General features: G+C 72.2%; 22 protein-coding genes and 1 riboswitch. Of the genes, 12 read left to right on the top strand and 10 right to left on the bottom strand.

Going from position 1 to position 26,129, the window contains the following annotated elements; translation table 11 throughout:
* The first annotated feature begins 80 nt into the window (after positions 1 to 80).
* A complete protein-coding gene (locus ACIP84_RS02360; protein ID WP_355970257.1) occupies positions 81 to 578 on the top strand; it encodes a peptidylprolyl isomerase in 498 nt (165 codons plus the stop codon).
* A 220-nt stretch (positions 579 to 798) separates the two neighbouring features.
* On the opposite strand, the gene ACIP84_RS02355 is transcribed toward ACIP84_RS02360, so the two are convergent.
* The 3 genes from ACIP84_RS02355 to ACIP84_RS02345 all read right to left on the bottom strand — a co-directional run bounded on the left by ACIP84_RS02355 (position 799) and on the right by ACIP84_RS02345 (position 4,740).
* On the bottom strand, positions 799 to 1,638 hold the full coding sequence (locus ACIP84_RS02355) for an NAD(P)H-binding protein (protein ID WP_401793510.1): 840 nt from the start codon (positions 1,636 to 1,638) through the stop codon (positions 799 to 801).
* A gap of 111 nt (positions 1,639 to 1,749) precedes the next feature.
* Complete coding sequence (locus ACIP84_RS02350; RefSeq protein WP_030317014.1) at positions 1,750 to 1,998, bottom strand: type B 50S ribosomal protein L31; 249 nt, start codon at positions 1,996 to 1,998, stop codon at positions 1,750 to 1,752.
* A gap of 111 nt (positions 1,999 to 2,109) precedes the next feature.
* On the bottom strand, positions 2,110 to 4,740 hold the full coding sequence (locus ACIP84_RS02345; protein ID WP_401793506.1) for a SpoIIE family protein phosphatase: 2,631 nt from the start codon (positions 4,738 to 4,740) through the stop codon (positions 2,110 to 2,112).
* A 160-nt stretch (positions 4,741 to 4,900) separates the two neighbouring features.
* Here ACIP84_RS02345 and ACIP84_RS02340 point away from each other — a divergent pair, with 160 nt between their 5' ends.
* From ACIP84_RS02340 to ACIP84_RS02330, 3 genes are all read left to right on the top strand, one after another.
* Positions 4,901 to 5,665 (top strand): alpha/beta hydrolase, encoded by a 765-nt coding sequence (locus ACIP84_RS02340; RefSeq protein ID WP_355970249.1) that lies wholly within the window; start codon positions 4,901 to 4,903, stop codon positions 5,663 to 5,665.
* Between the two features lie 588 nt (positions 5,666 to 6,253).
* Positions 6,254 to 6,850: a hypothetical protein gene (locus tag ACIP84_RS02335; RefSeq protein WP_355966956.1), complete on the top strand. Its 597-nt coding sequence runs from the start codon at positions 6,254 to 6,256 to the stop codon at positions 6,848 to 6,850.
* Positions 6,851 to 6,967: 117 nt separating this feature from the next.
* Entirely contained in the window at positions 6,968 to 8,257 is a 1,290-nt protein-coding gene (locus ACIP84_RS02330; RefSeq protein WP_355966955.1) for a phosphoribosyltransferase family protein, read from the top strand.
* On the opposite strand, the gene ACIP84_RS02325 is transcribed toward ACIP84_RS02330, so the two are convergent.
* Positions 8,251 to 9,156, bottom strand: a complete 906-nt coding sequence (locus ACIP84_RS02325; RefSeq protein WP_401793501.1) for a transglycosylase SLT domain-containing protein — start codon at positions 9,154 to 9,156, stop codon at positions 8,251 to 8,253. The genes ACIP84_RS02330 and ACIP84_RS02325 overlap by 7 nt on opposite strands.
* Positions 9,157 to 9,161: 5 nt before the next feature.
* Positions 9,162 to 9,345: riboswitch (cyclic di-AMP (ydaO/yuaA leader) on the bottom strand.
* 342 nt (positions 9,346 to 9,687) lie between these two features.
* On the opposite strand from ACIP84_RS02325, the gene ACIP84_RS02320 reads away from it, so the two are divergent.
* The gene (locus tag ACIP84_RS02320) at positions 9,688 to 10,290 is read left to right on the top strand and encodes a hypothetical protein (protein WP_401793498.1); all 603 of its coding nucleotides are present in this window, start codon (positions 9,688 to 9,690) and stop codon (positions 10,288 to 10,290) included.
* 83 nt (positions 10,291 to 10,373) lie between these two features.
* Here ACIP84_RS02320 and ACIP84_RS02315 read toward each other — a convergent pair whose 3' ends face one another.
* Both ACIP84_RS02315 and ACIP84_RS02310 read right to left on the bottom strand, forming a co-directional pair.
* Positions 10,374 to 12,398, bottom strand: coding sequence for a phosphocholine-specific phospholipase C (locus ACIP84_RS02315; protein ID WP_401793495.1), 2,025 nt, complete (start codon positions 12,396 to 12,398; stop codon positions 10,374 to 10,376).
* A 177-nt stretch (positions 12,399 to 12,575) separates the two neighbouring features.
* Complete coding sequence (locus ACIP84_RS02310) at positions 12,576 to 13,397, bottom strand: DeoR/GlpR family DNA-binding transcription regulator (RefSeq protein ID WP_355966943.1); 822 nt, start codon at positions 13,395 to 13,397, stop codon at positions 12,576 to 12,578.
* A 148-nt stretch (positions 13,398 to 13,545) separates the two neighbouring features.
* On the opposite strand from ACIP84_RS02310, the gene ACIP84_RS02305 reads away from it, so the two are divergent.
* Positions 13,546 to 14,469, top strand: a complete 924-nt coding sequence (locus ACIP84_RS02305) for an SIS domain-containing protein (protein ID WP_401793492.1) — start codon at positions 13,546 to 13,548, stop codon at positions 14,467 to 14,469.
* Between the two features lie 111 nt (positions 14,470 to 14,580).
* Complete coding sequence (locus tag ACIP84_RS02300) at positions 14,581 to 15,417, top strand: ketose-bisphosphate aldolase (protein WP_401793489.1); 837 nt, start codon at positions 14,581 to 14,583, stop codon at positions 15,415 to 15,417.
* 32 nt (positions 15,418 to 15,449) lie between these two features.
* Here the strand turns inward: ACIP84_RS02300 and ACIP84_RS02295 are convergent, their stop codons facing one another.
* Entirely contained in the window at positions 15,450 to 16,331 is an 882-nt protein-coding gene (locus tag ACIP84_RS02295; RefSeq protein ID WP_355966934.1) for a LysR family transcriptional regulator, read from the bottom strand.
* Positions 16,332 to 16,402: 71 nt separating this feature from the next.
* Between ACIP84_RS02295 and ACIP84_RS02290 the strand changes: the two genes are divergently transcribed.
* A complete protein-coding gene (locus ACIP84_RS02290) occupies positions 16,403 to 17,395 on the top strand; it encodes a DMT family transporter (protein ID WP_401793486.1) in 993 nt (330 codons plus the stop codon).
* A gap of 89 nt (positions 17,396 to 17,484) precedes the next feature.
* On the opposite strand, the gene ACIP84_RS02285 is transcribed toward ACIP84_RS02290, so the two are convergent.
* The gene (locus tag ACIP84_RS02285; RefSeq protein WP_355966929.1) at positions 17,485 to 17,922 is read right to left on the bottom strand and encodes a nitroreductase family deazaflavin-dependent oxidoreductase; all 438 of its coding nucleotides are present in this window, start codon (positions 17,920 to 17,922) and stop codon (positions 17,485 to 17,487) included.
* A 116-nt stretch (positions 17,923 to 18,038) separates the two neighbouring features.
* Between ACIP84_RS02285 and ACIP84_RS02280 the strand changes: the two genes are divergently transcribed.
* The 4 genes from ACIP84_RS02280 (at position 18,039) to ACIP84_RS02265 (ending at position 22,166) form a co-directional block, all read left to right on the top strand.
* On the top strand, positions 18,039 to 18,836 hold the full coding sequence (locus ACIP84_RS02280) for an alpha/beta fold hydrolase (protein WP_401793483.1): 798 nt from the start codon (positions 18,039 to 18,041) through the stop codon (positions 18,834 to 18,836).
* 226 nt (positions 18,837 to 19,062) lie between these two features.
* Positions 19,063 to 20,277 (top strand): S8 family peptidase, encoded by a 1,215-nt coding sequence (locus tag ACIP84_RS02275; protein WP_401793480.1) that lies wholly within the window; start codon positions 19,063 to 19,065, stop codon positions 20,275 to 20,277.
* A gap of 198 nt (positions 20,278 to 20,475) precedes the next feature.
* Positions 20,476 to 21,462, top strand: coding sequence for a serine/threonine dehydratase (locus ACIP84_RS02270; RefSeq protein WP_401793478.1), 987 nt, complete (start codon positions 20,476 to 20,478; stop codon positions 21,460 to 21,462).
* 170 nt (positions 21,463 to 21,632) lie between these two features.
* Positions 21,633 to 22,166, top strand: a complete 534-nt coding sequence (locus ACIP84_RS02265) for a GNAT family N-acetyltransferase (RefSeq protein ID WP_355966919.1) — start codon at positions 21,633 to 21,635, stop codon at positions 22,164 to 22,166.
* 20 nt (positions 22,167 to 22,186) lie between these two features.
* Here the strand turns inward: ACIP84_RS02265 and ACIP84_RS02260 are convergent, their stop codons facing one another.
* Positions 22,187 to 23,470 (bottom strand): serine hydrolase domain-containing protein, encoded by a 1,284-nt coding sequence (locus ACIP84_RS02260; RefSeq protein WP_401793474.1) that lies wholly within the window; start codon positions 23,468 to 23,470, stop codon positions 22,187 to 22,189.
* A gap of 272 nt (positions 23,471 to 23,742) precedes the next feature.
* On the bottom strand, positions 23,743 to 25,962 hold the full coding sequence (gene katG, locus ACIP84_RS02255; RefSeq protein ID WP_355966915.1) for a catalase/peroxidase HPI: 2,220 nt from the start codon (positions 25,960 to 25,962) through the stop codon (positions 23,743 to 23,745).
* Between the last annotated feature and the right edge of the window lie 167 nt (positions 25,963 to 26,129).

Here is a 26,129-nt window from a genome sequence, read left to right as displayed (position 1 = left end):
CCGCGGGGCACCGGCACGCCGTGACCCGCGAGGAGGCGGCCCGTGCGCGCGCCGTGCGTGACTAATGACAGGATGTCCCCATGAGCGACAACGTTTACTTCGACATCACCATCAACGACGAGCCCGCGGGCCGCATCACCTTCAAGCTGTTCGACGACGTCGTCCCGAAGACCGCGCAGAACTTCCGCGAGCTCGCCACCGGCGAGCACGGCTTCGGTTACGCCGGCTCCCCGTTCCACCGCGTCATCCCGCAGTTCATGCTGCAGGGCGGCGACTTCACCCGTGGCAACGGCACCGGCGGCAAGAGCATCTACGGCGAGAAGTTCGCCGACGAGAACTTCACGCTGAAGCACGACCGCCCGTTCCTGCTCTCGATGGCCAACGCCGGCCCGAACAGCAACGGCTCGCAGTTCTTCATCACCACGATCGTCACCGACTGGCTCGACGGCAAGCACGTCGTCTTCGGCGAGGTCGTCGAGGGCCAGGACCTGGTCAAGAAGATCGAGGGCCTCGGCTCCCGTTCCGGCGCCACCTCCGCGGTCATCAAGGTCGCCGAGTCCGGCATCGCGAAGGCCTGATCGCCTCTCCGAGCTGAGCCGAGGGCGCCCCGCGCGCCCTCGCTCGACCCACCCGGCCGGGGCGGGGGACGCCGCCCGAGCGACGCGCGTCCCCGCCCTCGCCGAGGTCTCCTTCGGCAGTCCGCGCACCCGACTGTGAAACCGCCTCGCCCTTGCGCGAGCCGCGTCCAGGCCCGTACGCGCGTCACGTCCGACCCGTACGCGAGCCGCCGTCCCCCACTCAGCTGAAGGCGGGCGCGTTGCGTTCCGCCCACACCGCGAACGGCCGCGGCGCCCGACCGAGGACTCGCTCCACATCGGGACTCACCCGCCGCTCCTCCGGGCTGGGCTCGCCCATCACCGACAGCATCCCGTCGACGGCCTCCTCCGGCAGGAACCGCACCAGCCGCGAGCGGGCCTCGCTCGCGCTCAGCGCCACGAGCGCGACCGGGTCGCCCACCACCCCGGCCAGGGCCCGCACCTGCTCCCGCGGTGACACCGCCACCGGCCCGGTCAGGACGTACGTCCGGCCCGCGTGCGCCGCCGGGTCGCGCAACACCTCCGCCGCGACGCCGGCGATGTCCAGCGGGTCCACCACCGGCAGCGCCACATCGGCGAACGGTGCCGCCACCGTACGCGCGGAGCGGACCTGGTCGGCCCAGAGGAAGGCGTTCGAGGCGAAGCCACCCGGCCGCAGCACGGTCCAGTTCAGCCCCGACTCCCGTACCGCCGTCTCGAACGCACGCAGGATGTCGTGCGACGCCGAATCGGTCCGCGTTCCCACCAGTTGCGAGGACTGGAGCACGATCCGCCGCACCCCGGCGGCCACCGCCGCCGCGACGATCCCACGCGGATCCAGCGCGTCCCCGAGACCCGCCACGAGCAGGTACACCGCGTCCGCACCCCCGAACAGCCCCTGGAGGCCGTCCACATCGGCCAGGTCCCCCTGCCGGTGCGTCACTCCCGCGGGCAGCCCGTCGGCCGGGCGACGGCTCACCGCCGTCACCTTCTCACCGGCGGCGGCCAGCAGCTCCACCAGCGGTCGTCCGACGTTTCCGGTCGCTCCGGTCACCACGATCACAGCTCTTCCCCTCCAGGGAGTCGTCGGCGGAGCGCGAGCGCTCCGCCGTCTTCGTGACCTCATCCTGGAAGGCGAACCGGTCACCTTCTGGCCAGTTCCACGAGGGAGGTGTCAGCTCTCCTCGCCGAAGCGCCGCTCGAACTTGGCGATCCGGCCCTCGGAGTCCACCGTCCGCGCCGTGCCCGTGTAGAAGGGGTGGCTCTCGGAGGAGATCTCGACGTCGATCACGGGGTACGTGTTGCCGTCGTCCCACTCGATGGTCCGGTCGCTGGTCGCCGTGGACCGGGTCAGAAAGGCGTACCCGGCCGAGCGGTCACGGAAGACCACCGGGCCGTACTCGGGCTGCTTGTCCTGCTGCACGTGTCCTCCTCGGGCTCACGCCCTGGCTCGTCCGGCCTGATCGGCACGGCACCCCCAGCCTCCCCGTGCCCACCCCGACCGACCAGCGCCACGGGCCCGACCGGGTGACCGTCAGCCGTGTTCCGGCCGGCGCGCCGCGAGCAGCAGCGCGATGTCGTCCGGGCGGGACGTGACCTGCCGGGCGTCCCGGATCACCCGGTCGGCCGCTTCCGCGAGCGGCATCGAAGCGGTCGCCGCGAGCGCCCGGCGCAGCAGCTCGATCCCGTCGTCGATGTCCTGGCCGGGCTTCTCCACCAGCCCGTCCGTGAACAGCGCGAGCACCCCACCCGGGTCCAGCTGCAGCCGCGTCACCGGATACGAGGCGCGGACGTCGATCCCCAGCACCATCCCGCCCGCCAGCTCGACCCGCTCCGTCACGCCGTTCGGGTGCATGAGCAACGGCGGCGGATGCCCGGCCCGAACCGCCCGCAGCTGCCCCGACTTCGGGTCGAGGAGTACGTAGCAACAGCTCGCGAACTGCCCCGGATCGAGGTCGATGAGCAGCCGGTTGGTCCCCCGCATCACGTCCTGCGGCCGGTGGCCGGCCAATGCGAAGGCCCGTACGGCGCTGCGCAGCTGCCCCATGGTGGCCGCGGCCGCCACCCCGTGCCCCTGGACGTCGCCGATGACGAGCGCGAGGCGTCCCCGCCCCGTCTCGATGACGTCGTACCAGTCCCCGCCGACGTCCATGCCCTGCGTGCCCGGCAGGTAGCGGCCCACCGTCTCCACGCCCTCCCGGACCGGAAGCCGGTGGGGGAGCAGCGCGTCCTGGAGGCCGCGCGCGACCGCCGACTCCGTGTCGTACCGCTGGGCCCGCTCCAGGGCCTGCGCGATGAGACCCGCGAGCGCCGTGAGGACGGTCCGCTCCTCCGAACTGAACCCGCGCGGCCGGTCGAAGCCGAGGATGCAGGAGCCGACCGGCCGGCCGGAGGCGATCAGCGGCAGGAACGCCCGCGCCCCCGAGTGCGCGTCCAGCGGCAGATCCGGATACCTGCGGCCCAGCTGCTTCATCGACTCGAAGAACAGCGGCCTGCCCGTCGTGAGCGTCTCCACGCCGGGCACGTGGGCGTCCAGGGCAACACCGTCGAAGGGTTCGAGGAAACCCGGCGGGAAGCCCGTCTCCCAGGCCAGATACAGCCGACGGTCGCTCAGCAGGTAGATGGCCAGCTGGCGCCCGCCGAACGCGGGAAGCAGCTCCTCCGTCACGACAGCCGACACCTGGCGGGCCGTCACCGCCTCGGACAGCGCGATCGCCAGGGCGACCGGCCGGTAGAGGGCCGAGACCTGGTCGTCGGGCAGGGACAGGGTGTCTTCCGTCGGGCCGACGGTCGCCGGCCCGACGGTCGTCGGACTGCCGGTCGTCGGACTGCCGGTCGTCGGGCGGGGCGCCGTGGGACGGCCCGGATCGTTCTCCGGCACCAGGACCATGGTCACGCCGTCCCGCCCGGGATGGAGGGAGACCGAGAGCCACTGACTCCGCTCGGGGCGGGCCAGGAAACGCACCGGGTCACCGGAGAGCATCGCGGCGCGCAGCTGCTCCTCGTGGAACGGGAGGGCGAACCAGGGCAGGGCCTCCCACAGCGGCCGCCCCGCCAGGGCCCCGCGGGGGCGGCCGAGCAGCCGCTCGGTGCGCTCGTTGACGTAGGTGACGCGTCCGAGGCGGTCGATCGCCAGGATCGCGCGCGGGAGCCGGTCCGTGGCGTCGGAGCCGATCAGACCGGTGCCGAGGTCGACGAGGGTGCAGGTGAGCCGCAGACCGGTGCTGACGCCGCCGATGCCGAGCCGCGGTGCCCCTTCCCCACCCGCGCCCGTGGGTGGTGCCGTGTCCGGGGAGGTCTTACGCGCCCGCGTGGAGACCTCTAGCAGGTGCAGACCTCCGTCCGGGCCCTTCAGCCGGATCCGGCGCACCACCGGCCGTCCGTCCGGACCCGTCGCCTGCCGGGCCGCCGCCCACAGCGCGTACCCGTCCTCCGGCTCCAGGAGCGAGATGAGGACGTCGATCGGGCACGGCGACGGCACGTCGGCGCCGAGGATCGCCAGGAGGCCGAGGTCCAGCGTGACCATGCCGGTGTCGAGGTCCCAGTCGAAGGAACCGAAGCGCACCGGCGGCGCGCCCGAGGTGGAGAGCTGGACGCACACCGGGTCGCCGGGCCATTCGATGGTCGTCCCCTGGCGGGCGAGCTCGGCGAGGGTCTCGCCGAGGCGCAGCGCGCCCCGCGTCATCCGGTTCCGGTCGCGGGTGTCCACCGGCACCCCGGGAGTCGGCGCCCGCAGGGCCACGAGGACCCCGAACCGCTCGCGACCCGCGACGACCGGCGTGTACAGCGAGGCGAAGGGGAACGGCAGGCTGGCCACCAGCTGCGGAAACCGCCGCATGGCCTCCTCGACGTCATGGAGGTGGACGGCTTGTCCGGAGCGGTGGACCTCGGCGATCGGGAAGGGCCGGTTCGTGTGCATGCGAAACCACGGGCGGAACAAGGGACCCGGCAGCCCCACCAGGGCCGCCATCCGCAACAGTCCCGGTGTCCCGGAGCGCAGGTACACCCCGCCGGCGTAGCCTCCGACCTCGTCGACAGCGCGGAGTGCCGCCTCCGCGAGCGTCCAGGTCAGGGCGCCGGAAACGGGCCCGTCGGCAGTTTCCTTCCCGGACAGACGCCCGCTACTGCCCGCCGGGCCGGGGGCGGTCGTGCCGTGCGAGGTCACACAGTCAGGATGCGCCTCACCGGAAAGGCATCGCATCCCGGACCCGTTCCCCAGCCCTGTCCGAGCACGGGGGTGTTGACCGCACGCGTCCGCACCGTCACACTCGGTCGTCGACCGGCGCCGCAGGGCGCACCACACCACCTCATGACCAGGGGGCAGGATGACGGGCCGGGTTCTTCCGTACGAGGTGCAGGGCGAGGGTCCGCGGCGGGCACTCGTGCTCCACAACTGGTTCGGCGACCGCACCAGCTTCGCTCCGCTGCGGGCCCATCTGAACGACGCCTCCGGCTCCTACGCCTTCGTCGACTGCCGCGGCTACGGCGAGGCGCTCGACCACGCGGGCGCTTACACGATGGAGGAGGTCGCGGCCGACGCGTTCGCGGTCGCGGACGACCTGGGCTGGGACTCGTTCTCCGTCGTCGGGCACTCGATGGGCGGCAAGGCCGCGCAGCTGATGCTCCTCGACGCCCCCGACCGCGTGCGTTCGATCATCGGGATCTCGCCCGTCTCGGCGGCCGGTTTCCCCATGGACGGGGAGACCTGGGAGCTCTTCGCAGGCGCCGCCGAGGAGGCGGCGAACCGGCGCGCGATCATCGACAACACCACCGGCGGCCGGTACGACGACGCCTGGCTGAGCACCCTCGTCGAGCGGTCCGTCCGGCGCTCCTCGGCCACGGCCTTCCGCGCCTACCTGGACTCCTGGTCGCGCACCGACTTCCACGAGCGCGTCCGCGACAACCCGGCCCCCGTGCTGCTCGTCGTCGGCGCCCACGACCCGGCGCTCGGCGCCGAGGCGATGGAGGCGACCTGGCTGCGCTGGTACCCCAACGCGCGTCTTGAGGTCCTCAAGGACGCCGGCCACTACGCGCCAGAGGAGACTCCGCAGGCGCTCGCCGAGGCCATCGAGGCCTTTCTCGCCGCCTGAGGGACTTTCCGGGCGTCACCGCGGTTTCCGGGCGTCACCGCGGACTTCGGTCCCGGTGACACCCCCGGGCCGCCGACCGGCGAGCCGCTCGCGGTCCTGGCCACCCGCTCGTAGTCCCTGGTCACCCGCTCGCGGTCCTGGCACCGCTCGCGGTCGGCCACGCTCGCCGTCGTCGGCGGCCGAGGCATGGGAGCGTTCACCGGGGTGCTGCTCGGCTCGGTCGCTGTCCTCGCGGCGTCCACGGCCCGCAGCGCGGACGCGGAGCCCTCGCCCTCGACCAGCGCGCGGCCCCGGCGCGGGTCGCACCGGGGCCTCTCACCCCGGGTCCGGGCACTGCCGGGCCCCGGCCGCGGTCCGTGCCCTGACCCTCTGCCTGAACGTGATCCTCACCCTGAACCTGACCGTGAGGGTTCGCGGCGGGTCCTCGACCAGGCGCCCGCGACGGCGGCCGGGGTCTCATCCGAACGTCGAAGAAGGCGACGACTTTCGAGGACAGCGGTGCGGCCCTCCGGCACCGGATCATCGTGCTCACGACCTCATGGGGCAGGTCCTCGACCGACCCGCCCGCGACCGGCAGGAGCACGTTCGATGGGCCTCGCGCAGACGCAGCACCGCTTCCTCGTCCGGCAGAAGGTGACGCCCATGGCCAACCGCTACCTCGTGCACACCGCGGGAGCGGACGGCGAGGAGGGCGAACTCGTCGCCTTCGCCCATCAGAAGAGAATGGCGCTCAAGGAGCACGTCACCTTCTACACCGACGAGTCCCGGCGCCAGGTCCTCTTCACCTTCAGGGCCCGCCAGGTCATCGACCTCGGCGCGACCTACGACGTGCACGGAGCGTCCGGCACCCGGCTGGGCAGCTTCCGCAAGAACTTCGGCGCCTCCCTGCTGCGCAGCACCTGGCACCTGAGCCGCGAGGGCGCCGAGGGGGAGACGACCGGGCAGGAGCGGAGCGAGGGCCTCGCGCTGCTGCGCCGTGCCTGGGAGTTCCTGCCCTACACCGACCTTCTCCCCTTCTTCGTGCCGTACCACTTCGACTTCACCGAGTCGGGCCGCTCGGTGATGTCCGTCGAGAAGCTCTTCGGTCTCCGCGACCGGTACGTGCTCGACATAGCGGATCCGGAGCTCGACCGGCGACTCGCGATAGCCCAGGCCGTGGCCCTGGACGCCCTCCAGTCCCGCTGACGCCCGGCTCACCCGCCGACCGGGGAAGGGGCGTCTTACCCTGGAGGGACGGGCAGGGGACGGAGCGCGGCGTTCCTCCCCGTGCCCGCAGCCGCGCAGGCGGAAGGACGACGGGCCATGTTCTTCAGTGATCGCATCGACGCCGGTCGGCAACTGGCCGCCCGGCTCGACCATCTCAAGGGCCATGACGTCGTGGTGCTCGGTCTGCCGCGCGGTGGGGTGCCGGTGGCGGCCGAGGTGGCCGACGCACTCGACGCCCCGCTCGACATCTGCCTCGTTCGGAAGCTGGGGGTGCCGCAGCAGCCGGAACTGGCGATGGGCGCGCTCGGCGAGGGCGGCGTACGGGTGGTGAACGAGCGCGTGCTCCACGAGGCCGGTGTCGGCGCGCGTGCTCTGGCCGCGGTCGAGGAGCGCGAGCACGCCGAGCTCGACCAGCGGGCCCGCCGCTATCGGGGCAGCAGACCTTCCGTGCCCCTGGAGGGCCGAACGGTCCTGGTCGTGGACGACGGTCTCGCCACCGGCGCCACGGCGCTGGCGGCCTGCCGGGTGGTGCGGGCCCGGGGCGCCGCCCGGATCATCCTCGCGGTGCCGGTGGCGCCCCACGGATGGACGGCCCGGCTCGGTGGCGAGGCCGACGAGACGGTGAGCGTCCACGCGCCGGAGATCTTCTACGCGATCGGGCAGTTCTACCAGGACTTCACGCAGACCCCGGACGCTGAGGTCGTCGCCTGTCTGGACCGCATCCGCGCCGTCCACGGACCGGTCGTCCAGGACGCGGACGTACGCATCCCCGTCGCCGACGGTGTCACGCTGGCCGGCCGGCTCGCGGTGCCCGAGGGCGCCACCGGGATCGTCCTGTTCGCCCACGGCAGCGGGAGCAGCCGGCACAGCCCCCGCAATCGGGCGGTGGCGGGGGCGCTCAACCGGGCGGGACTGGGAACGCTGCTGTTCGACCTGCTCACCGAGGCCGAGGCGGTCGACCGGGCGCATGTCTTCGACACCCCGCTGCTCGCCGGCAGGCTGGCCCGCGCCACGGAGTGGCTCGCCGGACGGCCGGAGAGCGACGGCCTTCCGCTGGGCTACTTCGGGGCCAGTACGGGAGCGGCCGCCGCGCTGTGGGCGGCGGGCGACGTCGAGTCCTCCGTGGCCGCCGTCGTCTCACGCGGTGGCCGGCCGGACCTCGCGGCCGACCACCTGGCGCGGGTCGAGGCCCCGACGCTTCTCGTGGTCGGCGGCAGGGACGCGCTGGTCCTGGACCTCAACCGGCGGGCCGAGTCGCTGCTGCGGTGCGAGAGCCGGCTGGAGGTCGTGGAGGGCGCCACACACCTCTTCGAGGAGCCTGGCGCCCTGGAGGAGGTGGCGGAGCTCGCCACCTCCTGGTTCACCGGGCACTTCCGGAATCAGTAGGCGCCGTTGACGTTGTCGATGGAGCCGTAGCGGTCGGCCGCGTAGTTGCAGGCGGCGGTGATGTTGGCGACCGGGTCGAACAGGTCCATCGACGTGCCGGGCACGTGGTAGGCCAGGAAGGTCGGCTCGATGACCTGGAGCAGACCCTTGGAGGGCGTGCCGGCCACGGCGTTGGAGTCCCAGAGGTTGATGGCCTGGGGGTTGCCGGAGGACTCCCGCATGATGTTGCGATGGATCCCCTCGTACGAGCCGGGGATGCCGCGCTGGGCCATGATGTCCAGCGACTGGCGGATCCAGCCGTCGAGGTTGTTCGCGTACTGGGTGGCGGCGACGGGCGCGGCCTTCACCGGAGCGGCGGCGGCAACGGGAGCGGCGGCCGATCCGCCGGTGGCGACGGCCGGGGTGGCGCTCCGGCGCTCGGAGCGGCTCGCCCGTTCGGTCGTGGCGGTCTTCTTCGCCTTCGCGGAAGCCGCGGCCTTCGCGGGAGCCGCGGCCTTCGCGGGAGCCGCGGCCTTCACGGAAGCCGGACGAAGCGTCAGTTCAAGGCCCGGGTGAATAAGTGACGGATTGTCACCCACGGCGCTCTTGTTGGTGCTGTAAAGGCCCTTCCAGCCGCCCTGAATTCCCTTCTTCTGGGCGATCAGGGAAAGGGAGTCGCCGCTGACGACCGTGTAGGTGCGCGCGGCGGCCGGAGCGGCCGGAGCCTTGGCGGCGACCGGAGCGGCGGGAGCGGTGATGGCCTGGGCGGCGAATTCCGGAGCTCCGGAGACGGGCGCGGCGCCGGCCACGGCCGGGGCGATCAGCGGGAGGGCGAGAGCGGCTCCGCCCGTGCCGACCAGCGCGAGTCCACGGGAGACGGGGCGGCGGCGGGGACGGCGGTGCTTACCGTGAGCAGGCATGACGGGATTCCTCTCCGGCGCCTTCGGGGTGAGCTGTCGGGTTCGGACTGGAGATGTCCGGCCGCGCGCACGCGGCTTCACCCCGAGCCGTTCCGGAATCCGGGCCGGCGTATTCGTGGGTCCCCCGCTCCTGCCATCGGGTGAAAGGGAGGTGTTTCGAGCGGTGGCAGGATTCGGCGATCCACTCGAATGGAGGTGACCGTAGGCCAGTAATGCGACGGAGAACAAGAGGATCTGTGTCCGGGTGTCGGCGAAAGGATCACCGAATTCATGGAATTCAAGATCGATGGTGACTCCTCGGCATCGAACTTCCTTGTCCCGTACGGCCTGCGCGGATTCCGGTCGCCGGCGCGTCGCGGGGAAAGTGAGTCGCGTCACCGGGTGCGTAATGTCCGAATGCGCACGCAAATTCGGTTAATGGGGAAGTGGGTGATAAGCGGCCTGTTCGGTCGCGAGGACACGCAAGGGCATACGTAGCAAAACCGACATTCCTCGTGAAAGATGGAGCCACCCGACCGAGGAGTCACCCGGATGCCGTCCTCCGCCTCCCTGCTCAACCCCGAGACCCTCGACCGCGAGGCCGCCGCCCTCTACGAGAGCGCCGCATGGCAGCGGATCGTCACGGACTGGACCGAGCCGTCGACGCCCGCACCCGCAGTCGAGGGCTGGCGTGACCTGCTCAGCGTGCCGGTGGAGCGGCTCGTCGCCGACGCGCTCGAAGCGCTGCCGCCGTCCCTCCCCGCCGAGCGCCGGCTTCCCGGCCGGATCGGAGCCGTCCTTCCCGACCGGCTGCACGCCTGGCGCCGCATCGGACGGGCCGAGCTGCGCCCCTCGGTCCACCTCGGCTACGCGCGCCTCGTGCTGACGGAGTGGGGCTGGCAGAACGCCCCGTACAAACTGCGCGACGCGCGCGGGGCCCGGTGTGTCTGCGGTGCGCTCCTCGCCGCGCACCGTCTCGGCTACGGCAGCGCGACCACGATGAACGAGGCGGCCGCCTGGATCATGGCCGAGCTCCGGTCGCGGGGGTGGCACGAGCTGATCGGGCCGTGGAACCGTGCTCCGGGCCGTACGGCCGCCGATGCGGTGGCCCTCCTCGACGCGACGATCCACCGCGCGGCGCACGCCGGACGCTGACGGCCCGACCGATGGAAGCCTGACGGCCCGTCCGCGGGCGCGGGGCGGCGGAGAAGCCGCCGCCCCGCTCTCGGAGGGTGGGATCACCCGGTGATGCTGGGCACTCCGGTCTCGATGTGACCGGTGTACCGGCGCGACCAGGTCCCGTCGATGTCGGCCAGGACGGTGAAGTCGTACCAGCCGTTGTGGTAGGCGACCGCGTTGAAGAAGTCCTCCCGCGTGGAGTCGGCCGGGACCGTGTAGGTCCAGGGGCCGTCCGTGCGGTACGCGTTCGAGCGGATCGTGAACGTCACCGGTCCGGCCGAGGTGTTGCTCAGCTTGAACCACAGGGCCGTCCGGCCCGTCCCCGCCTCGGTCGCGAACCGGGAGGTGACCTCGACGGCCTTGCCGGCCTTGGAGGCGTCCCCGATGAACCGGCGCAGGAAGCGGTTGGGGCCCATCATCGAGATGTCGTACTTGCCGGACCCCGAACCCAGTCCGATGTTGAAGTAGTCGGTGGCCGTGCCGCCCGGGTCGACGGTGTACTGCCAGGCGGCCGTGTCGCGGTGCTGGTGCGGATGGATCGAGAAGTGGGCCGCCCGCTTGGCCTCGGTGCCCTGGTTCGTCATCGAGAACCAGGCGAGGATCTTGCCCGCCGCCCCGAACTCGAAGCGGTCGAGGTTGCCGTTCACCTGGTACGGCAGGGCGCGGGCGGGCCGGGTACCGGCCTCCTGTGCGGGCTGGGCGTTGTTCTGGGGCACGGGGTTCGGCAGCGGGCCGCAGGTCGCCTGGCCGATGACCTTCGCCGTGGAGGGGAGGCCGGCCGGCACTCCGTACACCGGGTGGGCGAAGTCGAAGACGCCGGTCAGATCTCCCGTCACCTTCCGTCGCCAGGCGCTGATGTTGGGGCAGGCGGCCGGGGTGCCCAGGGCGGCCGTCCACGTTTCCATGAAGCGCAGGACCGAGGTGTGGTCGAAGACCTCCGAGCTCACCCAGCCGCCCCGGGTCCACGGGGACATGACAATCATGGGGACCCGGAAGCCCAGGCCGATCGGTACGCCGTCGAGGTACTCGCCCGGGGTGCCCGGGGGAGCGACCGGCGGCGGCACATGGTCGAAGAAGCCGTCGTTCTCGTCGTAGTTGAGGAACAGCACGGTCGAGTCGAACACGTCGGCGTCGGCGGCGAGCGCACGGTGGACGAGGTCGACGAAGTGCGCGCCGTCCCCGGGCGGTGCGTAGGGGTGCTCCGAGAACGCCTCGCTGGCGACCACCCACGACACCTGGGGCAGCGTGCCCGCGACGACGTCGGCGCGGATCGCGGCGGCGATGTCGTCCGGGGTCGAGCCGGTCACCTTGGGTACCGAGCCCATGCCGCGGTCGTACAGCGGGTCCCCGGGCCGCGCGTCGGTGAACCTCTTGAAGTAGGCGAGACCGTTGTCGCCGTAGTTGTCCTGGGCGTTCTGGTAGACCTTCCAGCTCACCCCGGCCCGCTGGAGCGCCTCGGCGTACGTCTCCCAGGTGAGGCCCGACTCGTCGCCGCCGTCCTTGCTGGAGCCGTCGATCCTCCCGCTCCACAGGAAGGTGCGGTTGGGGCCGGTGGCGCTGAGCGCCGAGCAGTAGTACGCGTCGCAGATCGTGTAGTGGTCGGCGAGCGCGTGGTGGAAGGGGATGTCCTCGCGGTCGAGGTGGCCGAGCGTCCGGGTGTTGCCCACCCCGGTGACCCAGTTGTCGAGTCGGCCCTTGTTCCACGCGGCGTGCTGCGAGGTCCAGCTGTGCGGCAGGTCGCCGTTGCACTGGGCGAGGGTCTCGCCGTCCACGCCTCCGGCGGGCGGGGTGTCGCTGAGCTTCCAGGGGTACTGGCGGCCGCCCCAGTTGGGCTGGTTGAACACGCCCCAGCCGCCGGGGATGTTGCCCGCGGCACGGTCGCCGAAGCCCCGTACGCCGCGCAGGGTGCCGAAGTAGTGGTCGAAGCTGCGGTTCTCCTGCATGAGGATCACCACGTGCCGGACGTCGGCGAGGGTGCCGGTGGCCGCCCTCGCGGCGGCGGAGGCCCGGGCCGTCGGCAGCGCCGCGCCCGCCACGAGCCCCGCGCCGATACCGACGAATCCTCTGCGGCTGATGGGAATCATGCTCCGCCTCTCCTGTCACGGTGTGCCCCGGCGGCACGTCGGAGACATGATGAGGGAGGGGAGCTTAAAGGTATACAGCCGTGCGGTAATTGGTGGATTAACAACTCGGGGCGCCCTGAAGCCTCGGGATTTGGGGCTGTGGATTGGTCCAACTGCATACCAATGGCGTTCGAAGGTTCAGACGGTGAGGACCTTCACCCCGGCCTCGGTGAGCTGGGCGACCATCTCCGCATCGATGCCCGTGTCGGTCACGAGCAGATCGATCCGGTCCAGACCACAGATCCGCGCGAAGGCCCGGCGGCCCATCTTCGAGGAGTCGGTCACCACCACGACCCTGCTCGCCCGCTCCGCGAAGAGCCGGCTGATGCTCGCCTCGTCCTCCTGGTGCGCCATCACCCCGAGCCCGGCGTCGACCCCGTCGACCCCGAGCACGACCACGTCGAGCACGACCTCGTTGAGCACCCCGACCGTCAGGGGGCCCACCAGCTCGTAGGTCTGGGGGCGTGCCACACCGCCGGTGGTGACGATCTTGATCTGCGGGCGCACCGCGAGCTCGCCCGCGATGTTGAGCGCGTTGGTGACCACGGTCAGCGCGGGTCCGGAGCTCGCCGTTCCCGCCGTCCCGGCCGTCCCCGCGGTATCGGCCCGACCGCTCGCGAACCGCAGGGCGAGGGCGCGGGCCACCTCCGTGGTCGTCGTACCGCCGTTGAGCCCGACGACCTCGCCTGGGGCGATCAGGTCGGCGGCCGCCTCGGCGATCCGCCGCTTCTCCGCGGCGTGCCGCGTCGACTTGTACCGCAGCGGCAGCTCGTACGAGACGCCGTGCGCGACCGCCCCGCCCCGTGTCCGTATCAACAGCTGCTGCTCCGCGAGCTCGTCGAGGTCCCGGCGGATCGTGGCGGCCGACACGTCGAGTGCGGTCGCCGCCTCCTCGACCTCCAGCTTCCCCGAGGCGGCGAGTAGTTCAAGGAGCGTGTTCCACCGCTCGTGCTTGGACATGGGTCCCTCCCTCGGGCTCGTGCGCGCGTCCGATTCTATCCGCCGACGGGCGCGGGACCTGGAAAGGGCATGCATGTTTCTGCTTGAATGGCATTGACTTCAAGCATCTTTCATCATTCCAGCGCACACTTCTTGCAAGGAGACCGGCATGAGCACCACTCGTACCGCCGTGGAGATCGCCTCCCAGCCGACGACCTGGCGTCAGGCTGCCCGCACACTGCCCCAGCACACCTCCGCGCTGCCCCGACGGGGTGAACGGGTCGCGGTGATCGGCTGCGGCACGTCCTGGTTCATGGCCCTGGCCTACGCCGAGCTGCGCGAGTCCGGCGGCCACGGGGAGACCGACGCCTTCGCCGCCTCCGAGTTCCCCTACGGGCGCCGCTACGACCGGGTCGTGGCCATCACCCGCTCCGGCACCACCAGCGAGGTGCTCGACGTCCTGTCCCGGCTGCGCGGCACGATCCCCACGGGCGCGGTCACGGCCGACCCCACGACCCCGGTCATGGACCTCGCCGACGCGGTCGCCGTCCTGGACTTCGCCGACGAGGAGTCGGTGGTCCAGACCCGCTTCGCGACCACGGCGCTCGCCCTCTTCCGCGCGCACCTGGAGGCCGAGGACGCCCTGCCCGAGGGAGTGGCCACCATCGAGGAGGCCGCACGCGACGCCGAACTGGCCCTCGCCTCCCCGCTCGCCGAGGACGTCCGCGCGGCGGAGCAGTTCACGTTCCTCGGCATGGGCTGGGCCTACGGTCTCGCCCTGGAGGCCGGTCTGAAGATGCGCGAGGCCGCGGGCGCGTGGACGGAGGCGTACCCGGCGATGGAGTACCGCCACGGCCCCATCAGCATCACCGGTCCCGGCCGGGTCACCTGGGGCTTCGGCGCCCTGCCGGCCGGACTCGCGGACGAGGTGCGCAAGGTCGGCGGCACCCTCGTCGAGAGCGACCTCGACCCGCTCGCCGACCTGATCCGCGCCCAGCGGCTGGCGGTGGCGGTCGCCGAGGCCCAGGGCCTGAACCCGGACACCCCGCGGAACCTGACCCGCTCGGTCGTCCTCGCCGACGCCCAGGCCTGAACCCCACCGCAGCCCTCGGTGCCGCCAGGACGTCCGTCTCCGCGGCTCCGACCCCTGCCCCTCCCGCGTCGCCCGCCCCGCACCCGTTCACACCCCCGGAGAAGGACCACCATGCCGTTGACGCCGACCGATGAGATCGTCCGCCGCGCCCGCGCGGCGGGTACCGGCGTGGGGGCGTTCAACGTCCTCCAGCTCGAACACGCCCAGGCCATCGTGGCCGGTTCCGAGAGCGCCGACCGCCCCGTCGTCCTGCAGATCAGCGAGAACACCGTCCGCTACCACGGCGCCCTGGAGCCGGTCGCCCTCGCGTCCCTCGCCATCGCCCGCGCCGCCAAGACCCCCGTCGCCGTCCACCTCGACCACGCCGAGAACCCCGACCTCGTCCGCGAGGCCGTCGGACTCGGCCTGGGCTCGGTCATGTTCGACGCGTCGAAGCTCCCCTACGCCGAGAACGTGGCCTCCACCCGCGAGGTCGTGGAGTCCTGCCACCAGCACGGCGTCTGGGTCGAGGCCGAGCTCGGCGAGGTCGGCGGCAAGGGCGGCGCCCACACCCCGGGCGTACGGACCGACCCCGACGAGGCCCGCGCCTTCGTCGCGGCCACCGGAGTCGACGCCCTCGCGGTCGCGGTCGGCAGTTCCCACCAGATGCTGACCCGCGACGCGGTCCTGGACTTCGACCTCATCTCGCGCCTGCGTGCCGCCGTCGACACACCGCTCGTCCTGCACGGCTCCTCGGGTGTGTCGGACGCGGACCTCACCGCGGCCATCGCGGCGGGCATGACCAAGGTGAACGTCTCCACCCATCTGAACAAGGCCTTCACCCAGGCCGTCCGCACCCATCTGACCGAGCACCCCACGGCGGTGGACCCCCGGCACTACCTGACGCCGGCGCGCACGGCCGTGACCCGCGAGGTCGCCCACCTCCTGACGGTCCTCTCGCCCGCCTGAGCCCGCCACGCCGGATGCCTCCTCGCGCCCGGTCACACGTCCTGGAGCGCCGCGAGGAGGCCGCGTACGGCGGGGAGGGACAGCGAGGACTTCCGTACCAGCGCGTGGATCGAACGGACCGGCTCGGGCCCGCGGACCTTGCGGACGACCACGTTCGGATGGCGGCTGCCCAGACCCATCAGCGGGACCAGGCTGACGCCGAGACCGGCCGCGACGAAACCCTGGGCGGTGGCGTACTCCTCGCACTCCACCGCGATGTCCGGGGCGAACCCGGCCGCCGCGCAGGCGTCGAGGACCGCGTCCAGACAGGGGCCGGGACGCTCGCTGCCCACCCATGGTTCGCCGGCGAGCTCGGCCAGGTCGACGGCGGTACGGCGGTCGGCGAGCGGATGACCCCTGGGCAGTACGGCGCGATAGGGGTCGTCGAGCAGATGGACCAGCCGGAGGCCGTCGCCGGCCGCGTCCGGGCCGCCGCCCCGGGGCCGTACGACGAGGGTGAGGTCCGCCTCCTCGTCGGCCGGAGCGCCTTCGGCGATCCTCAGATCGACGCGCACGCCCGGGTGCTCGGTGCGGAAGCGGGCCAGGGCGGGGGCCACGAGCTCCGCGCCCGCGGTGGCGAAGTAGCGGACCGAGATCCGTCCGGTGCGACCCGCCCGCAGATCGGCGAGAGCGGTCTCGGCCTCGGCGACCTGCCGGCCGATGACGGCGGCGTGCTCCGTGAGCAGCCGACCGGCGGCGGTCGGCCGCACGCCCCGGCCGAACCGTTCGAGCAGGGCGATGCCCGCCTCCTTCTCCAGGACACCGATCTGCTGACTCACGGCTGAGGGGGTGTAGCCGAGGTTCGCGGCGGCGGCGGTGACGGAGCCGCTGGTGACGACGGCCCGGAGCACCTGCATGCGTCTCACATCCAGCATGTAGCACAGCTTAACGCTGGATGCATGATTCATCGCTTGTCCTGTCGGATTGGTCGCGGGACGGTGAGGACATGACATCGGCGACACGAATGGGCGTACTGGCCCTGCTCTGGGGCTCGGGCTTCCTCTGGATCAAGATCTCCCTCAACGAGGGCCTCACCCCGGGCTGGATCACCTTCTCCCGGTGCGTGCTCGGCGCGGCGGTGCTGCTCGCGCTCGCGTACGGCGCGGGGCAGCGGCTGCCACGGGACCGGGCCACCTGGGGGCGGCTCGTCATCGCCGCCTTCTTCTGCAACGCACTGCCGTTCCTGCTCTTCTCGGTCGGAGAGCAGACCCTGGACAGCGGAGTGGCGGGCGTGCTCAACGCCACGACCCCGCTCTGGTCCCTCCTCATCGGCCTGCTTCTGGGCACCGAACGCCCGCTGCGCGCCACCCGGCTGGCCGGGTTCGCCCTCGGCTTCGCCGGAGTGCTGCTGATCTTCGCGCCCTGGAGCCACGGCTCCGGCCTGCTGAGCTGGGGCGCCCTCGCTCTCCTCGGCGCCTCCGCGAGCTATGCCGTGGCCTTCGCCTACATGGCCCGTCACCTGACGGGCCGGGGCACCGCGCCGCTGGCGCTCTCCGCCGCACAACTCCTCACCGCCACCGGCCTGAGCGTGCCCGCGCTCGCGGCCGGCGGAACGGCGACGGTGACCTGGGCGGGCGTCCTGGCGGTCGTCGTCCTCGGGGTCCTCGCCACCGGGCTCACCTTCCACCTGAACTACCGCATGATCGCGGAGGAGGGCCCGACCGCCGCCGCCACGGTCGGCTACCTGCTCCCGGTGGTGTCCGTGGCCCTGGGCGCGCTGATCCTCGACGAACCGCTGACAGTACGGGTGGTGGCGGGGATGGCGGTCGTCCTGGTGGGGGTGGGGCTGACGAGGTCAGGGACGCGAAGGCCGATGGCCGGGCCCGGGGCGGCGAAGCCGCCCGAGGTGACGGAGCCGCCCGAGGCGACGGACCTGTCCGAGGCGGCGGAGATGTCCGAGGCGGCGGAGCTGTCCGAGACGACGGACCTACCCAGATGACGGAGCTGTCCGAGGCGGACGGCTCGCCCCGGACGGCGGCCGCGCACCGGGCGGTCGGCACGTGCCGCCCGGAGCACCTGCCCGAGCGGCTAGCCGACCCGCTCGACCACGAAGACGGGAATCTCCCGCTCGGCCTTGAGCTGGTAGTCGGCGTAGTCGGGGAAGGCCGCTACCGCCCGCTCCCACCAGGCGGCGCGCTCCTCGCCGGTGACCAGACGGGCCTCCATGTCCCAGGCCCGGGTGCCGTCGCGCACCTCGACGAGGGGCGAGGCCACGAGGTTGTGGTACCAGACGGGGTGCTTGACGGCGCCGCCGTTCGACGCGACGAGCGCGTACGCCCCCTCGTGCTCGACCCGCATGAGCGGGGTCTTGCGGAGCTTCCCGCTCTTCACGCCGCGGTTCGTGACCAGGACGACCGGCATGCCCCGCATGGTGGTGCCCTTGGTGCCGCCGGACGACTCGTACAGCTCGACCTGATTGCGCACCCATGCCGTCGGGCTGGGCTCGTATTCACCTTCGAGTGGCATGGCGTCCCTTTCGTTGATCCGGTATCGCCGCGCGCTCGCCCCCGGCGTTGTCAGTGCCGGCTCCTAGGCTGGCCCCGACGTGAGGGACACGCGCGACACAGGGGAGAGCACACAGCATGCGGGAATTGTTCCTGGCGGGGCGGCGGGCGTACATCCGATGGATCGACCTGCCGGGCGCGGGGGACGGGCCGGTGCGCGTGTTCGTCCACGGTCTCGGGTGCACCTCGGCCTCGGACTTCGCCCATATCGCGGCCCACCCCGCGCTCGGCGGCGGCCGGGCGCTGCTCGTGGATCTGCTCGGGTACGGGCTGAGCGACCGGCCGGCGGACTTCGACTACCGCATGGAGTCCCAGGCGGAGGCGGTCGGCGCGATCCTCGACCACCTCGGTCTCGCGGGCGTGGACCTCGTCGGGCACTCCATGGGCGGGGCGGTGACGATCCATCTGGCGGCGGCGCGCCCGGAGCTGGTGGCGAGACTCGTGGTGGCGGAGCCGAACCTGTACGGGGGCGGGGGACCGTTCAGCTCCCCGGTGGCCGCCCAGGACGAGGACGAGTTCGTGGCGGAGGGATTCGCCCGGATGGTGGCAGGCGCCGACCGCGCCGACTACGCGGCCCGGCTGCGCCTCGCCGACCCGCGGGCCGTGCACCGCAGTGCGGTCGCGCTGGTCGAGGGCAGCACGCCCGCCCCCGGTGACCTCCTCGCCGGGCTCGCGATTCCCCGGACCTATCTGGTGGGGGAGTTGAGCCTCCCGGACGCCGACGCGGAGAAGGCCACCGGGTTCGGGCTACCGGTGGTCGAGATCCCCGGGGCGGGGCACAACCTGATGCTGGACAACCCCGACGGATTCGCCACGGCGCTCGCCCGCGCCCTGCCGGACTCCGCCACCTCGGGTCCCGGCCACGAAAGAGCCTGATCAGGCCACTTCGGAGGGGTTCGGCGGGGGTTCGATTGCAGGCGTATGGCAGATGCATGACAAGGCTCCAACTTCCTTGAGCCACGCCCGTAGAGCGGCCAGGCTGCTGATCACGCCGGGACCGGACACACCGGTCCCGACCGTGCACGTGGCCCCACGTGCGCCCCCCACAGTCGCGCAGTCCCACCCCACCGGGCGCGACGCCCATGAGGAGGAATCCCTCGTAATGGCACTCCCGCAGCACACCCGGACCCGCCTCGCCGTGACAGCCTCCGCCGCGAGCGTGGCCGCCATGCTCGGCACCTTCGCCACCGTCCCGGCCCATGCCGCCCCCGCGGAGGGCACCGTCCTCGCGGCGGGTTCGGCCGACGCGATACCCGGCAGCTACATCGTCACCCTCAAGCAGGGCGCGGGCTTCAAGGCCTCCTCCGCCAAGGGCCGCAGCCTGATCTCCGGTTACGGCGGCACGGTCCGCAAGACGTTCGGCTCCGCCGTCAACGGCTACACCGCCACCCTCGACGCGACGGAGGCCCGCCGGCTCGCCGCCGACCCCGCCGTCGCCTCCGTCGAGCAGAACCAGATCGTCCGCGCCGACGCGACGCAGACCAACGCCCCCTGGGGCCTGGACCGCATCGACCAGGCGAACCTGCCGCTGTCCGGCACGTACACCTACCCCGACTCGGCCGGCGGCGGTGTCACGGCGTACGTGATCGACACCGGTGTCCGGATCAGCCACTCCCAGCTCGCCGGGCGCGCGGTGAACGGGTACGACGCGGTCGACGGCGACACCGTCGCCCAGGACGGCAACGGTCACGGCACCCACGTCGCCACGACGATCGCCGGAACCACCTACGGCGTGGCCAAGTCGGCGAAGATCGTCGCCGTCCGCGTCCTCGACAACAACGGCTCCGGGACCACGGCCGGCGTCATCGCGGGCATCGACTGGGTGACCGCCCACCACACCGCCGGTGCCCCGGCCGTCGCCAACCTCTCCCTGGGCGGCGGCGCGTCCACCGCCCTCGACAACGCGGTGAAGAACTCCATCGCCGACGGCGTCACCTACGCGGTCGCCGCCGGCAACTCCGGCGTCAACGCCTCGTCCACGTCGCCCGCCCGGGTCCCGGCGGCGATCACGGTCGGCGCCACGAGCAACACCGACGCCAAGGCCAGCTGGTCCAACTACGGTGCGGTCCTCGACCTCTTCGCCCCCGGGGTGTCGATCACCGCCGGCTGGAACACGAGCGACACCGCCACCAGCACGATCTCGGGCACCTCGATGGCCACCCCGCACGTCGCCGGCGCCGCCGCGATCTATCTCGCCGGGCACCCCTCCGCGACCCCTGCCCAGGTGTCCACGGCCCTCGTCAACGGCGCCACGACCGGAAAGGTGACCAGCCCGGGCAGCGGCTCCCCGAACCGGCTCCTGAAGATCGTCCCGTAGTCCGGACAGGACAGTTCCGGGCAGGACGGCTCCGGACTGGACAGCTCCGAACGAGACAGTTCCGGACAGGGCACCGCCCCGGAGGCAGCCGGCGCCTCCGGGGCCGTGCCCTGCCCCGGCCCCACCGCGGCGGACCGCACTCCTGAGAGGATCGACGACAAGACAGCCCTCGGTACTCCGACCGCACCAGGAGCCCCCGTGCACACCCCCCTCACCTACGCCGACATCAAGACCGCCGCCGATCGGATCGCCGGACAGGTCCGTCCCGTCACGGTGGCCGACGCGGAGCCCGGCGCGGAGCCGTACACGCTCCACTTCGCCCTGGAGCACCTGCAGCACACCGGCTCCTTCAAGGCACGCGGAGCGCAGAACTTCCTGCTCGCCCACCGGGAGGACGGCACCCTTCCCGCCGCCGGAGTCACGATCGCCTCCGGCGGCAACGCCGGGCTCGCCTGCGCCTGGGCCGCCCTGCGGCAGGGAGTCCGGGCCACCGTCTTCCTGCCGACCACCGCCCCGAAGGTGAAGGCCGACAGGCTCGTCGGCTACGGCGCCGACGTCCGGCTCGTCGGCACGGAGTACGCCGAAGCGCTCGCGGCCTGCGAGGCCTTCGCGGCCGAGACCGGGGCGCTCGCCTCCCACGCGTACGACCATCCGCTGATCGCCGCAGGGGCCGGAACCCTGCTCGACGAGATCCACGACCGGATCCCGGACCTCGACACGGTCGTCGTCGCGGTCGGCGGGGGCGGCCTCTTCTCCGGCGTCGCCACCGCGGCCCGGCACCACGGCATCCGCACCGTCGCCGTCGAACCCGAGAACTGCCGAGCCCTCGACGCCGCGCTCCGGGCCGGACACCCCGTCGACGTGCCCGTCGACTCCGTAGCCGCCGACTCGCTCGGCGCCCGGCGAGCCTCCGCCACCGCCCTGGCCGCCGCCCGGCACGACGGAGTCCGTACGGTCCTCGTACCGGACGCCGGGATCATCCGTGCCCGCCGGGCCCTGTGGGACGACCGCCGGCTCGCCGTCGAGCACGCGGCCGCCACCGCCCTGGCCGCCCTCACGGCCCCGGACCGGCAGGACGACACGACGTACGGCTACCGCCCCGCCCCGGGCGAGAAGGTCTGCGTCGTCCTCTGCGGCGCCAACACGGACCCCACCGACCTCGCGCACCCCGCGGAAACCGCATAGCCCGGCCCACTGCGTACCGGTCCGCCACGAGTGGTCCGACGAAGGGGACGCGATCGGCCGGGTCCTCGTCGGCCACGAGCTCGTCTGCCACGTGGTGGGACCGCTCCCGGGCCGAGCGGCCGGGAGGGCCGGTGGCGTGGGGTGCCCGTCCCGTGCGTCAGGATGGGGGCATGACCGAGATTCGTACCCCCCGTCTCATCCTCCGGCGCTGGAGCGACGACGACCTTGTCCCGCTGGCCGAGATCAACGCCGATCCCGAGGTGATGCGCTGGATCGGGGACGGCTCGGTCCGGGACCTGGAGCGGACCGCCGAGGACATCGAGCGGTACGAGGAGGAGTGGGACGAGGAGGGCTTCGGGATCTTCGCCGTCGAGCTCATCGCCTCGGGCGAGCTGATCGGCTTCGCCGGTCTGTCCCTGCCGGAGTTCCTCCCGGAGGTGATGCCGGACGTGGAGATCGGCTGGCGTCTGGGCAGGCAGTTCTGGGGCCAGGGATACGCCTCCGAGGCCGCCCACGCGGTCCTGGAGTTCGCACTCCAGGACCGCGGGCTCGACCGGGTCGTCGCCATCACCCACATCAGCAACCAGGCCTCCGAGAACGTCATCGGCAAGCTCGGCATGGCCGAGGAGCGCGAGACGACCCATCCGGCCTTCGGCGTTCCCCTGCGGGTCTACGCGATCGACCTCACCGAGTACGAGGCCTGACGACCCCGGTCGCGACCGCCTCAGTGGCGCTCGGGCAGGTCCCGCTCCGCCGGCAGTGACGTGAGGTCACGGGCCGTGGGCGAGGCGGCGGCGCGCGAGGACGCGGCGGGTGCCGGCTTCTTGCCGCAGAACGCCGCCTCCAGCGTCCCGCCGAGCGCCGTGTTGGCGGCACCGTGGTTCGAGGTGTTCGCCATCGCCGACACGCTGCGGCGGCCGTCGCGGGTCGAGAAGGTGTAGGTGTAGAAGCCCTGCACCGTGCCCGTGTGCCCGTACACCTGCGTCCCGCACGACAGGTTGTAGCGGCGCAGACCGAGCCCGTAGAACCGGGTGTTGGCGGCGTCGGTCGGCGTGACCGTCGTCATGGCCTCCATCATCGCCGGGGACAGCAGACGGCCGCGCATGAGCGCGCTGGTGAAGGTGTTCAGGTCGGCGGGGCTGGAGATGACGGCGCCGGCGGACTGCGCCCAGGAGACCGTCTGCTCCGTGGAGTCCACCAGCGCACCGCCCTCCTCGTCCGGGTGCAGGTAGCCGCGCACGTGGGCGCCCTTGATCCGGGTGTCGGGGTGCACGTACGACGTCTTGGTGAGCTTCAGCGGCTTGAAGATGCGGCGCTCGTACGCGTCGGCCACGGGCCGGCCCGTGAGCTTCTCGATCAGCATGCCGACGACCACGAAGTTGGCGTTCGAGTACTGGTAGGAGACGCCGGGCTCGGTGGTCCGCGGCTCGCTCAGCGAGAGGTCGACGAGCTCCTGGTAGCTGAACACCCGGTTCCGCACGGCCTCGAAGCCCGGCACCGTGTGCTCGAACATCGCGTTCGTGTAGTCGGCGAGACCGCTGCGGTGGGTCAGCAGATGGCGGACCGTGATGCGGTCGTCGGGCAGCAGACCGGGCAGGTAGGTGTTGACCGGCGTGTCGAGCTGGAGCCTGCCCTCCTCCACCAGCTGGAGCAGGACGACGGTGGAGAACGTCTTGCTGACGCTGCCGATCCGGAAGCGCGAGTGGATGTCCATGGCCGCGCCCGAGACACGGTCCTGGACGCCGACGGTCCGGCTGCGGACCCCGTCGGGACCGACGAACCGGGCCATCGCGCCCGGCGCGCCGTTGGCCATGGCCGAGTTCAGCGCCGCGACCACGCCGTCCATGTCGGGCGCGGGGACCGCGGGAGTCTTGGCCGCGGTGACCGAGGTGGCCGCGGTGGGCGCGACGGGAGCGGCGAACGCGCTGGTGGCGGGGGCAACGCCCGCGGTGAGCGCGGCGAGCAGGGTGGCACTCACGGCCAGGCGTCGGTGCGACGACAGGGGCACGGTGATTCCTCGACTTCTTCCGGATCGTTCGGTACGGCGCACGGCGGACGTGCGCCGCAGGGCACCGGGAACACCCGACCGTGCGGCCTGGCCCGACACCCATGGATCATGAGTGCCAACGCCCGAGAACGGTTCCTGACACGGGGGCACGGGTTCTGGAACCCGCACGTCCGCGCCCACGCGCGGGGGCCCGGCCGGTCGAGGAGGTCGACCGGCCGGGCCACTGGGGATCACACGGGGTTCAGCCGTTCACAGCCGTTCCCGGCCGACGATCAGGCGATGTCGAACCGGTCCAGCTCCATGACCTTGGTCCACGCGGCGACGAAGTCCGTCACGAACTTCTCCTTCGCGTCGTCGCTCGCGTAGACCTCGGCCAGCGCGCGCAGCTCGGAGTTCGAGCCGAAGACCAGGTCGGCGCGGGTGCCCGTCCACTTGACCTCGCCGGTGGCGGAGTCGCGGCCCTCGAACGTGGTGGCGTCCTCGGACGTCGCCGTCCACGTCGTCCCCATGTCGAGCAGGTTGACGAAGAAGTCGTTCGTCAGGGAGCCCGGGGTCGTGGTGAGGACGCCGTGCGCGGACTGCTGGTGGTTCGCGCCCAGGACGCGGAGGCCGCCGACGAGGACCGTCAGCTCCGGCGCGCTCAGGGTCAGCAGGTTCGCGCGGTCGATCAGCAGGTACTCGGCCGGCAGGCGGTTGCCCTTGCCGAGGTAGTTGCGGAAGCCGTCGGCCTGCGGCTCCAGCGCGGCGAAGGACTCCACGTCCGTCTGGTCCTGCGAGGCGTCCACGCGACCCGGGGTGAACGGCACCTCGACGTCGAAGCCGCCGTCCTTGGCGGCCTTCTCGACCGCCGCGGAGCCCGCGAGCACGACCAGGTCGGCGATGGAGACCTTCTTGGCGCCCGCGGCGTCGAAGGAGGCCTTGACGCCCTCGAGCGTGCGCAGCACCTGGGCGAGCTCGTCCGGGTTGTTGACCTCCCAGTTGCGCTGCGGCTCCAGACGGATACGGCCGCCGTTGGCGCCGCCCCGCTTGTCGCTGCCGCGGAAGGAGGAGGCCGCGGCCCAGGCCGCGGAGACCAGCTGCGAGACGGTGAGGCCGGAACCGAGGATCTGCTCCTTGAGGGAGGCGATGTCCGCGGCGTCGAGCGTCTCGCCCTCGTGCGCCGGCAGCGGGTCCTGCCAGAGGAGGACCTCGGAGGGGACCTCCGGGCCGAGGTAGCGGACGGCCGGACCCATGTCACGGTGCGTCAGCTTGTACCAGGCGCGGGCGAAGGCGTCCGCGAACTGCTCCGGGTTCTCGTAGAAGCGGCGCGAGATCTGCTCGTAGGCCGGGTCGAAGCGCAGCGCGAGGTCGGTGGTGAGCATCGTCGGGAGGTGCTTCTTCGACGCGTCGTGGGCGTCGGGGATGATCGCCTCGGCGTTCTTCGCCACCCACTGGTTCGCACCGGCCGGGCTCTGGGTGAGCTCGTACTCGTACTCGAAGAGGTGCTTGAAGAAGTCGTTGCTCCACTGCGCGGGCGTGGTGGTCCAGGTGACCTCGAGACCACTGGTGATCGCGTCGGCGCCCTTGCCGGTGCCGTACGAGTTCGCCCAGCCGAAGCCCTGCGCCTCGAGCGGCGCGGCCTCGGGGTCGTCGCCGACGTTGTCCGCGGGGCCGGCGCCGTGGGTCTTGCCGAAGGTGTGGCCGCCGGCGATGAGGGCGACGGTCTCCTCGTCGTTCATCGCCATGCGGCGGAACGTCTCACGGATGTCGCGGGCCGCGGCGACCGGGTCCGGGTTGCCGTTGGGGCCCTCGGGGTTGACGTAGATGAGGCCCATCTGGACCGCGCCGAGCGGGTTCTCCAGCTCGCGGTCACCGGTGTAGCGCTCGTCGCCGAGCCAGGTGGTCTCGGGGCCCCAGTAGACGTCCTCGTCGGCCTCCCAGACGTCGGCGCGGCCACCGGCGAAGCCGAAGGTCTTGAAGCCCATGGTCTCCAGGGCGACGTTGCCCGTGAGGATCATGAGGTCGGCCCAGGAGATGTTCTGGCCGTACTTCTTCTTCACCGGCCACAGCAGACGGCGGGCCTTGTCCAGGTTGCCGTTGTCCGGCCAGCTGTTCAGCGGCGCGAAGCGCTGCTGACCGGCTCCGGCGCCGCCGCGGCCGTCGCTGATGCGGTACGTGCCCGCGCTGTGCCAGGCCATGCGGATCATGAGCGGGCCGTAGTTGCCGAAGTCGGCCGGCCACCAGTCCTGCGAGGTGGTGAGCACCTCGGCGATGTCCCGCTTGACGGCCGCGAGGTCGAGGGCGTTGAAGGCCTCGGCGTAGTCGAACTCCGCACCGAGCGGGTTCCCCACGACGGGGTTCGTGGCGAGGATCTTCAGGTTGAGCCGCTCCGGCCACCACTGGCGGTTGCCGCCGCCCTGGGTCGGGTGCGCGGCACGGCCGTGCGCGACCGGGCAGCCGCCCGTGCCCTCGGGGGCGGGGTCGGTGACGATTGCGTCGTGGTTCTCGGACATGCAAATCCTTCCGGACGGGGCGGATCGTGGTGCTCAGCCGGGGCGGGCACCAGCGGGGTGTCGTGTGCCCGACCGGAGCCGCGGTGTGCCTTGGCTATTGCCGGAACCGATCCTACGATGGACAGAGTCCAAGTCAAGAACCACGCCAATGATCCGAAGGGTGAGCC

This window comes from Streptomyces sp. NPDC088707 (genome assembly GCF_044752725.1).
GTDB lineage: Bacteria > Actinomycetota > Actinomycetes > Streptomycetales > Streptomycetaceae > Streptomyces.
Note: the sequence above shows the minus strand (reverse complement) of the source record. Positions and strands in the feature narration are given on the sequence as shown.